The sequence below is a fragment of the Acidimicrobiales bacterium genome, assembly GCA_035512495.1.
Classification (GTDB): Bacteria; Actinomycetota; Acidimicrobiia; order Acidimicrobiales; family CADCSY01; genus DATKDW01.
On record DATKDW010000091.1, the window covers coordinates 18,831 to 31,444 of the forward strand.

13 protein-coding genes are annotated in these 12,614 nt (G+C 71.8%); 8 read left to right on the forward strand and 5 right to left on the reverse strand.

Translation table 11 applies throughout. The annotated features are described in order from the left end of the window. Positions 1-7 precede the first annotated feature (7 nt). The gene (locus tag VMN58_13120; protein HUF34139.1) at positions 8-1,519 is read left to right on the forward strand and encodes an AMP-binding protein; all 1,512 of its coding nucleotides are present in this window, start codon (positions 8-10) and stop codon (positions 1,517-1,519) included. A 34-nt stretch (positions 1,520-1,553) separates the two neighbouring features. Here the strand turns inward: VMN58_13120 and VMN58_13125 are convergent, their stop codons facing one another. Both VMN58_13125 and VMN58_13130 read right to left on the reverse strand, forming a co-directional pair. Then, positions 1,554-2,528, reverse strand: coding sequence for a hypothetical protein (locus VMN58_13125; GenBank protein ID HUF34140.1), 975 nt, complete (start codon positions 2,526-2,528; stop codon positions 1,554-1,556). Between the two features lie 99 nt (positions 2,529-2,627). Continuing rightward, positions 2,628-3,146 (reverse strand): hypothetical protein, encoded by a 519-nt coding sequence (locus tag VMN58_13130; protein HUF34141.1) that lies wholly within the window; start codon positions 3,144-3,146, stop codon positions 2,628-2,630. 54 nt (positions 3,147-3,200) lie between these two features. On the opposite strand from VMN58_13130, the gene VMN58_13135 reads away from it, so the two are divergent. Genes VMN58_13135 through sucD form a run of 3 tightly spaced genes read left to right on the forward strand, consistent with a single transcriptional unit; the run spans position 3,201 to position 5,820 of the window. Next, positions 3,201-3,626 carry a cobalamin B12-binding domain-containing protein gene (locus VMN58_13135; GenBank protein HUF34142.1) on the forward strand — a complete coding sequence of 142 codons (426 nt, stop codon included), beginning with the start codon at positions 3,201-3,203 and terminating at the stop codon, positions 3,624-3,626. After that, the gene (sucC, locus tag VMN58_13140) at positions 3,623-4,852 is read left to right on the forward strand and encodes an ADP-forming succinate--CoA ligase subunit beta (protein ID HUF34143.1); all 1,230 of its coding nucleotides are present in this window, start codon (positions 3,623-3,625) and stop codon (positions 4,850-4,852) included. Before VMN58_13135 ends, sucC begins: the two co-directional genes overlap by 4 nt. Positions 4,853-4,899: 47 nt before the next feature. Continuing rightward, positions 4,900-5,820, forward strand: coding sequence for a succinate--CoA ligase subunit alpha (sucD, locus tag VMN58_13145; GenBank protein HUF34144.1), 921 nt, complete (start codon positions 4,900-4,902; stop codon positions 5,818-5,820). 248 nt (positions 5,821-6,068) lie between these two features. Here the strand turns inward: sucD and VMN58_13150 are convergent, their stop codons facing one another. Then, entirely contained in the window at positions 6,069-6,350 is a 282-nt protein-coding gene (locus VMN58_13150; protein ID HUF34145.1) for a hypothetical protein, read from the reverse strand. Positions 6,351-6,355: 5 nt separating this feature from the next. Then, a complete protein-coding gene (locus tag VMN58_13155; protein HUF34146.1) occupies positions 6,356-6,691 on the reverse strand; it encodes a class I SAM-dependent methyltransferase in 336 nt (111 codons plus the stop codon). Between the two features lie 61 nt (positions 6,692-6,752). On the opposite strand from VMN58_13155, the gene VMN58_13160 reads away from it, so the two are divergent. Continuing rightward, the gene (locus VMN58_13160) at positions 6,753-7,172 is read left to right on the forward strand and encodes a DUF5655 domain-containing protein (protein HUF34147.1); all 420 of its coding nucleotides are present in this window, start codon (positions 6,753-6,755) and stop codon (positions 7,170-7,172) included. A gap of 28 nt (positions 7,173-7,200) precedes the next feature. Here VMN58_13160 and VMN58_13165 read toward each other — a convergent pair whose 3' ends face one another. Next, entirely contained in the window at positions 7,201-8,646 is a 1,446-nt protein-coding gene (locus VMN58_13165; GenBank protein ID HUF34148.1) for a DUF222 domain-containing protein, read from the reverse strand. A gap of 102 nt (positions 8,647-8,748) precedes the next feature. Here VMN58_13165 and VMN58_13170 point away from each other — a divergent pair, with 102 nt between their 5' ends. The 3 genes from VMN58_13170 to VMN58_13180 form a co-directional block, all read left to right on the forward strand. Then, complete coding sequence (locus VMN58_13170; protein HUF34149.1) at positions 8,749-9,756, forward strand: N-acetylmuramoyl-L-alanine amidase; 1,008 nt, start codon at positions 8,749-8,751, stop codon at positions 9,754-9,756. Positions 9,757-9,903: 147 nt separating this feature from the next. Beyond that, a complete protein-coding gene (locus VMN58_13175; GenBank protein ID HUF34150.1) occupies positions 9,904-11,661 on the forward strand; it encodes a GspE/PulE family protein in 1,758 nt (585 codons plus the stop codon). Between the two features lie 13 nt (positions 11,662-11,674). Continuing rightward, positions 11,675-12,614 (forward strand): type II secretion system F family protein (locus VMN58_13180; protein ID HUF34151.1); only part of this gene is annotated, 940 nt, incomplete at its 3' end.

Consider the following 12,614-nt stretch of genomic DNA (forward strand, 5'->3'; position numbering starts at 1 on the left):
GTCGGCCATGAAGCGACTGCTCGGACGCGCACGTCTCCTCGCTGGGCGCGACCTCGCCCTCGGGACGCTGATGGAGCGCCTTGCCGTGGTCCACGGCGACCGCCCGCTCGTGAGCGAGTCGGGTGGGCTCGAGCTGACCCACCGCCAGGCCGCCGCTCGGGTCGCCCGGTGGGCCGGCGGGATCGACGCCCGCATCACGGTGGGCGACCGGGTGGTGGTGGCGCTGCCCAACGGGTACCACTTCCTGCTCGCCTGCCTGGCGGTGTCGCGCGCCGGCGGGGTACCGGTGCCGGTCAACCCCCGCATGAGCCAGGACGAGGTCGACCACGTCGTCGGCGACGCCGGCGCCGGGTGGGTGATCCGAGCAGCGGGTGAGCTCGACGACGCTGCCGCCGGCACCGCCCCTCTCGCCGAGGCGGCCCCGGTCGACCCGGGTGCGGTGGCGGCGCTGTTCTACACCTCGGGCACCACGGGCAAGCCCAAGGGCGCCCGTCTCACCCACCGGGCCCTGCTGGGCCAGGTCGGCTCGGCTGCGCTTTGGCCTGCGGGCATCCGGCGGGACGAGGCGGTGCTGGCCCTGCCGGTGGCCCACATCATGGGCTTCGCCGCCCTGCTCGGCCTGGCGGTGGCCGGCATTCCCGTGCGCCTGCTGGCCCGCTTCGACGCCGACGCCGTGCTCGACGCCATCGAGCAGCGGCGGGCGACGATGTTCATCGGCGTGCCGGCGATGTACCGGATGATGCTCGACGCTGGCGCCGAGGGGCGCGACCTGGCGTCGGTGCGGGTGTGGGCGTCAGGGGCCGACGTGATGCCGCCCGAGCTGGCCAAGCGCTTCAAGGCGATGGGCGCCACCGTCACGCTGCCCGGCATCGGGCTCAACGTGGGCGAGGCCACCTTCGTGGAGGGCTACGGCATGGTCGAGCTCGGGGGCGGGGCGGCGGCCCGCATCTCCCCGCCCGGCCTCCAGTGGCCCTTCGGCGAGGACGCCCTGGGTGTCGCCCTGCCCGGCTACCACCTCAAGGTGGTCGACGACGACGGGCACGAGGTGCGTGCCGGGGTGGTGGGCGAGCTGCTGGTGAAGGGCCCCGGGGTGCTCGAGGGCTACCACGGCGACCCCGACGCCACCGCTGCTGCCCTCACCGACGACGGCTGGCTGCGCACCGGCGACCTCGCCCGCAAGGGCGCCCTCGGGATGGTCTCCTTCGCCGGCCGCAAGAAGGACGTGATCAAGCAGTCAGGGTTTTCGGTCTTCGCGGTGGAGGTCGAGCGGGCCCTGGAGGCCCACCCCGATGTGGTGGAGGCGGCGGTGCTCGGCCTGCCCGATGAGCGCGCCGGGGAGGTGCCGGTGGCGGTGGTGCGCCTCCGCCCGGGCGGTGAGGTCACCGGCGCCGAGCTGGTGGCGTGGGCCAAGGGCGCCATGTCGTCCTACAAGGCGCCGCGGCGGGTGCTGGTGGTCGACGAGCTGCCCCGCACCGGCACCACCAAGGTGCAGAAGCGGGAGCTGCTCGACCTGTTCTGAGCTCCGGCCCGTCTCGAGCTGAGTTCGGCCTGGGCTAGTTCTTCTGGCCGACGAGGACGCTGACCATCGTGCTCCGGCCGTTCTGGAAGTCGCCCGAGCTGTCGTTGGTGGACTCGTCCCGGACGGACATGCCCAGTGCGGGGTCGACCCAGCGGCGGCTCACCGACTCGGAGTGCTGGGTCCCGTTGACGGTGGGGGAGGTGACGGCGATGTCGGTGACCGTGGTGGTCTCGATCACCCAGGCGTTGACCGTGGCGCCGTTGACCTCGACCTGCTCGTAGCCCACGACGGTGCCGGTGCCGGAGATCTCGATGTCGACGGTGAGGCCGGGCTTCTCGTCGCGGCAGGAGCTGGCGAAGTCCCAGGTGCTGCCCTTGGTGTAGGGGCCGACCAGCATCCAGTTCGGCTCCCAGTCGCAGTGGATCTCGCCGAGGGGCGACTCGATGATGGAGAGGTCGACCAGGGTGGCCTCGGACGACACGTCGGCCTCGCTGGTGATCTTGCCCTGCGGGCCCTCGGCGGCCAGGCGCACCCGGCCTGCCCGGTCGTCGCCGCTCAGGCGCTCGACCACCGAGTCGGTCCGCGCCGTCTCCGGGCTCGAGCCCTCGGTGGTGGTGGTCCGCTCGTAGGTGTAGGTCCCCGCTCGGGGCACGATCGGGCGGTCGGGCGCCGAGGGGCTCGACGTCTGGCCGGACGGGGTGCCTCCCCCGCCGCCGGTGCTGCCGCCGGTGGTGGAGCCGTCACCGCCGCCCGGGGCCGGGTCGCCGGTCCCTGCCTCGGCGCCGTCGCCGTCGCCGGCGGCCTCGGCATCGTCGGTCGTCGAGCCGGGGGCCGGTGCGTCGTCGCCAGCCTCATCGGTGTCGCCGCCGTCGCCGTCGACCGAGGTCGTGGTCTGGCGGTCACCCGAGGTCTCGAGCGACTCCTCGTCGTCGTTGCCCGAACACGCGCTCAGGACCAGGAGGGCGGCGAGCGCGACTGCCAGTCGGGCGGGCCTGCGGGTGGGCGTCATGGCGGGTTCCCCTGTCCGATTCGTGCGATGTGAGAAGAAAACTACGGGGCGCAGGGCGTCGGTGGCCAAACGGCGGCCAGGTTGGGCGCGGGACGACGCTCAGGCGTCGGGCCGGCGGGGGTGGTCGACCTCCCGGCGGAGGTCGACGTACAGCACCCCGTCGTCGACCCTGGTGGCCCAGTGGGTGAGCCCCTCGCCGTCGGCGGGGAAGCGCTGGCCGGTGCACGGGTCGGCGAAGCGGGCCTCGTCGGGCATCCACAGCAGCGAGCAGGCCCGGTCGTCCTGGTCCGGGGCCCGGGCGGCGAAGGCCAGCCACCCCTCGTCTTCGTCGCCGCCGGTGTGCTGGAGGTAGATGTCGCGCGACCGCGCCGGGGAGGCGTCGGCGATGAGGAACGGGCGTCCGTCGCGGGCGATGCGGGCGGCGAGGCGGTCGGTCCGCCCGGCACGGAACTCCTCGTCGCCCAGGCGGACCTGGACCTCCCCCCGGCCGTCGGGACCGGGCTCACCGGGGCGGCTGAGGACGAGCACCAGGGCGAAGACCATCGCCGCACCGAGCAGCACGGCCACCCCGGCGACCACCGCCCGCTGGGCGGTCGTGGGCCGGCCGGCGCGCCTCACCGGGTGTCCTGCGGGTGGGGTGGGCCGACGGGCACCGTCCTAGTATCCCTGACCGTGCAGCGCCCGTACCGAGTCGTCGTCGCCAAGGTCGGCCTCGACGGTCACGACCGGGGGGCGAAGGTGATCGCCCGTGCGCTGCGCGACGCCGGCTTCGAGGTCATCTACACCGGCCTGCGCCAGACGGCCGAGCAGGTGGCCGCCACGGTGCTGCAGGAGGACGCCGACGCCATCGGCCTCTCCGTCCTGTCGGGGGCCCACATGACGCTGTTCCCCCGTCTGCTCGAGGAGCTGACGGCCCGGGACCTGGGCGACGTCGTCGTCTTCGGCGGTGGCATCATCCCCGAGCCCGACATCGAGGCGCTCAAGCAGCTCGGCATCGCCGAGCTGTTCACCCCAGGCGCCGACATGACCACCATCACCACCTGGTTGGCCGAGGCCCTCGACGCCCGCGAGGCCGACCTCGCCGGCGCGGCCGACTGACGGACCACCGTTCGACCCGTTCCCGCCCCGCACCCCCACGAGCCCCGTACCCACGTACCCGACGAGCAAGGAAACCCGCCCGAGTGGACCTCTTCGAATACCAAGGCAAGCAGCTCTTCGCCAGCTTCGACATCCCGGTGTCGGACGGCGACGCCGTCACCACCGTCGACGAGGCCGTCGCTGTGGCCGACCGCATCGGCTACCCGGTGGTGGTCAAGGCCCAGGTTCAGGTGGGCGGACGAGGCAAGGCCGGCGGCATCAAGCTGGCCGACACCGCCGACGAGGTGCGGACCCACGCCTCCAACATCCTCGGCATGGACATCAAGGGCCACACCGTCGAGGTGATCTGGATCGAGGTGGCCTCCGACATCGCCGAGGAGTACTACGCCTCGTTCACCCTCGACCGCGGGGCCAAGAAGCACCTCGGCATGCTCTCGGCCGAGGGCGGCGTCGAGATCGAGGCCGTGGCCGAGTCGAACCCCGACGCCATCGCCAAGATCTGGGTCGACCCCGTCGACGGCCTCAGCGAGGAGGTCTGCCGCGAGTGGGTGGCGGCCGCCAAGCTCAACCCCGACGCCACCGAGGGCGCCGTCGACATCCTCCTCAAGCTCTACCGGGCCTACACCGAGGGCGACGCCGACCTCGTCGAGATCAACCCCCTCATCCTCACCCCCGACGGGCGGGTCCACGCCCTCGACGCCAAGGTCACCCTCGACGAGAACGCTGAGTACCGCCACGAGTGGGACGACTACGCCGCCATCCAGGTGCGCGACGAGCGCGAGGCGGCGGCCAAGGAGAAGGGCTTGCAGTACGTGGGCCTGGAGGGCGACGTCGGCATCATCGCCAACGGCGCCGGCCTGGCCATGAGCACCCTCGACGTGGTGAACCAGGTCGGCGGCGAGCCGGCCAACTTCCTCGACATCGGCGGCGGCGCCAACGCCGACGTGATGGCCAACGCCCTCGAGGTCATCAACAACGACGAGCGGGTGAAGTCGATCTTCATCAACATCTTCGGCGGCATCACCCGCGGCGAGGAGGTGGCCAACGGCATCGTCCAGGCCCTCGGCCGCGTGGAGATCTCGTCACCGATCGTCATCCGCCTCGACGGCACCAACGCCGACGAGGGCCGGGCGATCTTGAAGGAGCACGAGTCCGACCGGCTGATCTCGAAGCCGACGATGCTCGACGCGGCCCGCAAGGCCGTCGAGCTGGCTGGAGGGAAGTAGCAAGTGAGCGCAGCGCCAGCGGAGCGAACCATGAACACAGTCATCCGATGCGAGCGCCGACGCTCCTCGGAGAGGAGCGTCAAGTGAGCATCTTCGTCGACGAGACCACCAAGGTCGTCTACCAGGGCCTCACCGGCAGCCAGGGCCGGTTCTACGGCCTGCGCAACCGGGACTACGGCACCAAGGTGGTGGCCGGCACCAACCCCAAGAAGGCCGGCACCGACGTGGACGGGATCCCCGTCTTCGCGACCGTGGCCGACGCCGTCAAGGAGACCGGCGCCAACGCTTCGTGCATCTTCATCCCTGCCCCAGGCGTGGCCTCGGCCGTGCTGGAGGCCGCCGAAGGCGGCATCGAGTTCATCGTCTGCATCACCGAGGGCGTACCGGCTCACGACGAGGCGCTGTTCTACAACCGCCTCAAGCGCGATTTCCCCACGGTGCAGCTGCTCGGGCCCAACTGCCCCGGCATCATCAGCCCCGGCAAGACCAACATCGGCATCACCGCCGGCGAGATCGCCATGGGCGGCGGCCCGGTGGGCATCGTCAGCCGCTCGGGCACCCTCACCTACCAGGCGCTGCACGAGCTGACCCAGAAGGGGATCGGCCAGACCACCTGCGTGGGCATCGGCGGCGACCCGGTGCCCGGCACCAGCTTCATCGACTGCCTCCGCGCCTTCGAAGCCGACCCCGACACCAAGGCCGTGATGATGATCGGCGAGATCGGCGGCACCGCCGAGGAGGAGGCCGCCGAGTTCATCGCCAAGGAGATGTCCAAGCCGGTCGTCGCCTACGTGGCCGGCGTCACCGCCCCGCCCGGGAAGAAGATGGGCCACGCCGGCGCCATCGTCTCCGGCGGCAAGGGCACCGCGGCCGCCAAGATGGAGGCCCTCGAGGGCGCGGGCGTCAAGGTGGGCAAGAACCCCACCGAGGCCGGCGACCTGATGGCCGAGGTGGTCAAGGCCCTGTAGGCGCCGTCGTTCTCGGCACGTCTTTGGTGCATGGGGAGCAGCAGGCGTGCCGAGAACCTCAGGACGTCCTTGGTGCCTGGGGAACCGTAGGCCCCGTCGTTCTCGGCACGTCCTTGGTGCCTGGGGAGCAGCAGGCGTGCCGAGAACCTCGGGCGGGTCGTGGAGCCGCGGACGCGTGGGCGGCGCGGTCGTGGTTCACCGCCTCGTGCGGACCTCGTTTGCCCCGGCCGTGCCGCGAGTGGCGTCGGTCAGGTGGGCTTGGTCCAGACGACCGACCACCGCCAGAGCACGTGGCGGCGGTACCGGGCGCCGGGCAGCACCGCCCGGACCACCGTCCTCGTCTCGGCGAACGTCAGCGGGGGCGGCCACACCATCGGCGCGGGCGTGTCCCAGTAGGTGCGGCCGCGCCCGCGCTTGAGGATCCGGGTCGCCACCGCGCCGGCAGCGTCGTGGGCGAGGTCGGTCGGGTAGCGGGACCGGGCGAGGCCGAGGACGGCGAGGGTGCCGCCCGGCCGGAGCAGGTCGCGCATCCTGATCAGGGCGCCGGACAGTCCATGTGGTGCAGCACGGCCACCGCCACCGTGGCGTCGAAGCTCCCCGGCTCGAATGGCGGGTCGAGGATGTCGCCGACGACGTAGTCGACGTTGTCAGGCACCGGTTGGGAGCGGGCCAGCCCGATGCTGGGGGCGTGGGGGTCGAGGCCGGTCACGTGCCTCGCCCGCAGCGTCAGCGCGCGGGTGACGGTGCCCTCGCCGCAGCCCACGTCGAGCACCCGATCGCAGCCGGGCGGGACGGCTCCGGTCACCACCGGCTGGAGGTGGATGTTGTGGTTCCAGCGGGCCGCTGCGTCGTCGGGCGGCGCGGTCGTCACCGGCGCATCCTCGCAGTCGGCGCCGGGAGCACGACGGATCGTGCGCTGACAGGATGGCGGGGTGCCCGCCTGGCGATGCCCCGAGTGCGACCGGCAGTTCTCACGCGCCAACCAGGGCCACGAGTGCGCGCCGGCCATGTCGATCGAGGAGTACTTCTCCACCGGGCCGGCGCACGAGCGTCCGATCTTCGAGGCAGTGATGGCCCGCCTCGAGGGGATCGGGCCCATCCACGTGGAGCCGGTGTCGGTCGGCATCTTCCTCAAGCGCGCCCGCAGCTTCGCCCAGCTGCGGACCATGCAGCGCTGGACGGCGCTGTCGTTCTCGCTCGACCGCGCCGTCACCCACCCGACCATCACCCGCAAGGTGGTGGCCTACCACGGGCGCTACCACCACGTGGCCAACGTGGCGTCACCCGACGACCTCGACGACCAGCTCATCGGCTGGCTGGTCGAGGCCTACGAGGCGTCACCCCCGCCGTAGCCCGCCCAACGGCCAAGCGCCGCCGACCTCAGGCCGCGTCGGGGCGGCCGAGGTCGAGCTGCGGCTGGTCCGCGTAGGCCGTGCCGGCGTTCCCATCGGCAACCCCGTCGGCGTCACCTGGTGCCGGCGGGCCGGCTCGGCCCTCGGCGGTGCGGGCGACGCGACGGGCCTCGTCGTCGCCCGGTGCGGGGTCACCGGGGCGTTCGAGCCCCTCGTCCGGTGGTGGCTGGCCCCGAGCCCCTCCTGCACTCCGATGGTGGGGATGGCGGGGGTCGTCGAGAGGGACCATGGGGCGCTTGCCCTTGCCATCGACCAGGGACCACCCCTCGTGGGTCTTCTTGTGGTGGTGGTGCCCGCAGAGGCGGTCGAGGTTGTGGAGCTCGGTGACCCGGTCGGCGGTCCAGGGCGTGCGGTGGTCGTTCTCGAGCCGGCGGGTGCGGCTGCAGCCGAGCGCCTCGCAGATCGGCGACGTCCAGAGCAGGGCCACCTTCTGGGCGACGGTGGGGCCACGTCCGAGGTGGGTGACGTTGGCGACGTCGACGCCCCTGGTGAGCACGAGCTTGAGCACGGCGTCGCCGAGCAGCTCCCGTGCGGTGGCGACGGGGACGGGGCCGAGGCCGGCGATCTCGACCACCTCGTCGCCCTCGGCCGAACCCCGCTGGAGGGCGGCGATGTCGAGCCGGAGGATGCCGAGGTAGGGCGGCGGCTTCGGCGCGGTGGATGCGCCGTCGTGGGGCTCGGCCGCCGGCGAGGGCTGCCGGCCGGCGGCGAGCGAGCGGCGGCACAGCTCGATGAAGGCGTCGGCGGCGTAGGCCTCGTGCGACTCGTGCCGGCCAGCCTTGCGGGCGTCGGCGAAGGCCTGCTCGATGAACGGCTGGAGGGCGGCCCGGGCCGTGGCGCCGTTCTCGACGGTGTCGCGGAGCTGGAGGTTCCACGCGCCCTCGGTGTCGGTGAACTCGCGCAGGGACCGGTTGCGGTGGATGCGCCGGGCGGTGGCGTCGGGGTCGGGGTCGGCGGCGGCCCGGGTGCGGCGGCACTCGTCGCGGAGCTCGCCGACGCTTGCCTTGCTCCGGGCGAGCTGCACCAGCCGGTGCTCGGCGGCCGGGTCGGACGCGGCCGCCTCGCTGATCTCGGCGGCCTGACCGGCCGAGAGCGTGCCAGCCCGGGCGGCGCTTCCGACCTCGGGTTGCTGCTCGAGCCGGTTGCCGGTGCGGATGGCGGCCTGGGCCTGGCTCTTCGAGGTGCCGGTCTGGCGGGCCAGCCACTCCTCAGGCGAGGCGTCGCCCGTGGCCCGCCAGCGGTCGGTGGCGGCGAGGCGGGCGGCTGCCAGCGCCTTGATGGTGGATGCCACGTTCTCGATGGTGGCGGCGTCGGCAACCGCCACGGCGGCGTCGTCGGCGGAGAGCGTGCCCGGCTCGAAGCGGCCGGCCAGCGCGACCGACGCCTCTCGTAGCTCGCTCAAACTCTCGAACATACGTTCGATGATACGACCGGAGCTCTGAGGGTGTCAAGGGGCAAATCGGGCGATGTGGCATGCCGCGGACGCGCGGGTGGCTTCGTGGTCCACCATGGTGGGGTGCACCGGCGGCCCCTGCTCATCGTCTTCATCGCGCTCCTGGTGACGGTCACGGCCTGCGCCGGCGGGGTGGGCCGCGACTCGACCTCGGGCCTGCAGCGGGCCGTCCCCCACGCCAAGCCCGCCACCGCCACGGCGCCTCCGGCCACCGAAGCACCACCCCCCGACACCGAGGCCCCCGCCGCCGTGCAGCCCGCGGCCCTGATCACCACCACCGGGATCATCGTCCCGGTGGTCGGGCCGGCAGAGGGCGGCTGGAGGGTGATGACGCCGTGCGCCGTCGAGGCCATTGTGGCGGGCGGGACCCCGCTCACCAGCGCCGAGGTGGTCCTCGACCCCGGCCACGGCGGGCGGGAGACCGGCTCGGTAGGCCCCAACGGGCTGGTGGAGCGCGACCTCAACGACGTGGTGACCGCCCACACCCACCGGGCGCTCGAGCAGGCCGGGGTGTCGGTGATGCTCACCCGCTACGCCAACTACCGGGTGACGCTGCAGACCAGGGCCGCCATCGCCACCGCCCTCCAGCCTCGGGCGTTCGTGTCGATCCACCACAACGGCGGTCACGACGGCCCCCTCGACCGCCCCGGCACCGAGGTGTACCACCAGGTGGCCGACCCCGAGTCGCGCCGCCTCGCCGGCCTGCTGCACGAGGAGGTCGCCGCCGCCTTCAGCCGCTACGAGGGCATCGCCTGGAGCGGCAACGTCGACGCCGGTGCCAAGGTGCGCCTCAACAGCCAGGGTGGCGACTACTACGGCATCTTGCGCCGCTCGGCCGGGGTGCCGGCGGTGATCTCCGAGGGGCTGTTCCTCTCGGCGTCGATGGCCGAGGCCGAGCTGCTGGCCCGCCCCGACGTGCAGCAGGCCCACGGCGAGGCCATCGCCCGGGCCATCCTGCGCTTCCTCACCACCAGCGACCCCGGGTCGGGCTTCGTGGAGCCGATCGTGCGGGAGACCCTCGCCGGCGGCGGTGGCGGTACCACCGACTGCGTTGACCCACCCCTGCAATAGCGGGCATTCCGGGAGCAACCGCCCATGCTGGGTCGGAATCACCAAAAGTGGGGGTGACCTGGGCTGACCTCCGGAGTTGGCTGACGAGATGCACATCGAAACCCTCTCAGTGCCACCGCTCGTCACGTCTCCCGAAGGGCGGCGGTGATGTCCCTGTTCCGCGCTGGCGCGGCTCCGGCTGAGGACCCCGCGCCGCCCGCCCCCGTCGCCACCCTTCCGAAGCCCTCAGAGCTGCTGGGTGAGCTGCTGGTTCGAAGCGACCGCATCAGCCAGGGTCAGCTTTCCGAGGCGCTGCTGCAGCAGTCGGCGTCGGGCAAGCGCATCGGGACCCTCCTGGTGGAGCTCGGGGTCCTCGACGACCTCGACCTGGCCGAGGCGCTGGCCAAGCAGTTCGAGCTGGAGCTGGCCGACCTCCGCCGCAACACGCCCGACCCCGAGGCCGTGGCGCTGCTGGCGGAGACGTCGGCACGTCGGTTCACGGCGATCCCGCTGCGACTCGATGAGGAGTCGCTCGTGGTCGCCGTGGCCGACGTGTCGTCCGAGACGCTCAACGACCTGACCGTGGCCGCCGGTCGGACGGTCACCTTGGCGGTGGCGGCGGCGTCCGACCTCCGCCGGGCCATCGACACCTCGTACCGGGCGCTGGCCGACATCGACCAGCACGTGCGGGCCTTCGAGGCGACCACCGCCGAGAGCCTGCGCCGGGCGGCCGAGGCGGTGCGGCCCGACTCCGGCACCGACGACGCCCCGGTGGTGCAGGTGGTCAACCTGATCATCACCCAGGGCCTGCGAGATCGGGCCTCGGACATCCACATCGAGCCCCAGGGCGACCGGGTCCGGGTGCGGCTGCGCATCGACGGTGCCCTCCACGACGTGTTGGCCCTGCCCGGTGAGATCGGCCCGGCGCTGGTGAGCCGCGTCAAGATCATGGCGAGCATGAACATCGTCGAGCGGCGGCGGCCGCAGGACGGCCAGATCGCCACCGAGATCGACGGCCGGGCCCTCGACATCCGGGTGTCCACCACCGCCACCATCCAGGGCGAGAAGGTGGTCATGCGCCTGCTCGACAAGTCGAAGCCGCTGTTCAGGGCGGCCGAGCTGGGCATGCCGGACGACACCCACGAGGCGTTCTCGGCCATGGTCCGCTCGCCGTACGGGATGGTCATCTGCGCCGGGCCCACCGGGTCGGGCAAGACCACCACGCTCTACGCCACCCTCGCCGAGCTCAACGCCACCGAGCGCAACATCATGACCATCGAGGACCCCGTCGAGTACGTGTTCCCCTCGATCAACCAGATCCAGATCAACGAGCAGGCCGGCCTCAGCTTCGCCGGTGGGCTCAAGAGCATCCTGCGCCAGGACCCCGACGTGATCCTGGTCGGCGAGATCCGCGACGTCGACACCGCCCGCATCGCCGTGCAGTCGGCCCTCACCGGCCACTTCGTGCTGTCGTCGATCCACGCCACCGACTCGGTGCTGGCCCTGCACCGCTTCCTGGACATGGGCATCGAGTCGTTCCTGATCGCCAGCTCGGTGCGGGCGGTGGTGGGCCAGCGCCTGGTGCGCCGCATCTGCACCACCTGCAAGGAGCCCTACACCCTCAGCGGCGAGGAGAAGGACTTCTACGTCGAGCTCTCCGAGGGAGGCACCAAGCGGAAGTTCTACCGGGGGGTGGGCTGCAACTTCTGCGCCGGCACCGGCTACCGCGACCGGGTGGGCGTCTACGAGCTGCTGCGGGTGACGCCCGAGCTCAAGCGCTTGATCGTGGGCTGGGCCAGCCAGGACGAGCTGCGCCGCATGGCCATCCAGCAGGGCATGCGCACCCTCAAGGACGAGGCCATGGCCCTCGTCGAGCACAACGTCACGACCATCCACGAAGTCGTCAAGACCATCTACGCGGCCTGAGGCAGGGGATCACATGGCGAAGTTCAAGTACTCCGCACTCAACGCAGAAGGTGTCGCCTTCAAGGGTGTCGAGGAGGCCGTCACCCTCACCCAGGCGCGGCTCGCCCTGGTGGGCCGCGACCTCGAGATCGTGGAGGTCAACGAGAAGAAGGGCGTCCTCCAGCTGGAGCTGACCAAGAAGAAGGTGCCTCGCAAGGAGGTCATGCACTTCTCCCGCCAGCTGGCGGTGTTCATCAAGGCCGGCATCCCCATCATCGACGGCCTCGAGACCATCGTGGAGGACACAGCCAACAAGGAGCTCAAGAAGGTCCTTACCGAGATCACAGAGTCGTTGCGCGCAGGCATGACCTTCGCCGATGCTGCGGAGCAGCACCCCCACGCCTTTCCGTCCTACTACCTCGGAATCCTGCGGTCGGCCGAGCTCACCGGCAACCTCGACGTCGTGCTCGACCAGCTCTCCCAGTACATCGAGCGGGATCTCGAGGCCCGACAGCGGGTGGTCAGCGCACTGACCTATCCGGCGGTCGTGATCGTGATGGCCCTCGTCTCGGTCGTGATCCTCGGCGTGTACGTGCTCCCGAAGTTCCGGGACTTCTTCGCAGGGCTCGACGCCGAGATGCCGCTTCCCACCCGCATCATCATGAGCGTTGCCGACTTCTTCCAGGCGTGGTGGTGGGCCATGGGCCTCGGCACTGGAACCTTCGTGGTGGGCTTGGTCCTGGCGCTGCAGACGGAGCGCGGCAAGAACGTGCGGGACACCTTCCTCTTGAGGTTGCCGGTTCTGGGCGACATCGTCCGTCATGCGGTCCTCGAGCGCTTCTGCCGGATCCTCAGCTCGATGGTCGCCGCTGGCGTGCCATTGCCAGAGGCGCTCGCCGTGACGGGCGACGCCACGAACAACCGTGGGTCCCGCAGGGGCCTCGCCGAGGCTCGCGAGCTCATGATGCAGGGTG

Excerpts from the sequence above, each read along its gene's own strand:
- VMN58_13120 (HUF34139.1), top strand. The coding sequence starts at position 8 with ATGAAGCGACTGCTCGGACGCGCACGTCTCCTCGCTGGGCGCGACCTC.
- VMN58_13125 (HUF34140.1), bottom strand. The coding sequence starts at position 2,528 with ATGACGCCCACCCGCAGGCCCGCCCGACTGGCAGTCGCGCTCGCCGCC.
- sucD (HUF34144.1), top strand. The coding sequence starts at position 4,900 with ATGCGAGCGCCGACGCTCCTCGGAGAGGAGCGTCAAGTGAGCATCTTC.
- VMN58_13150 (HUF34145.1), bottom strand. The coding sequence starts at position 6,350 with ATGCGCGACCTGCTCCGGCCGGGCGGCACCCTCGCCGTCCTCGGCCTC.
- VMN58_13165 (HUF34148.1), bottom strand. The coding sequence starts at position 8,646 with ATGTTCGAGAGTTTGAGCGAGCTACGAGAGGCGTCGGTCGCGCTGGCC.
- VMN58_13175 (HUF34150.1), top strand. The coding sequence starts at position 9,904 with ATGTCCCTGTTCCGCGCTGGCGCGGCTCCGGCTGAGGACCCCGCGCCG.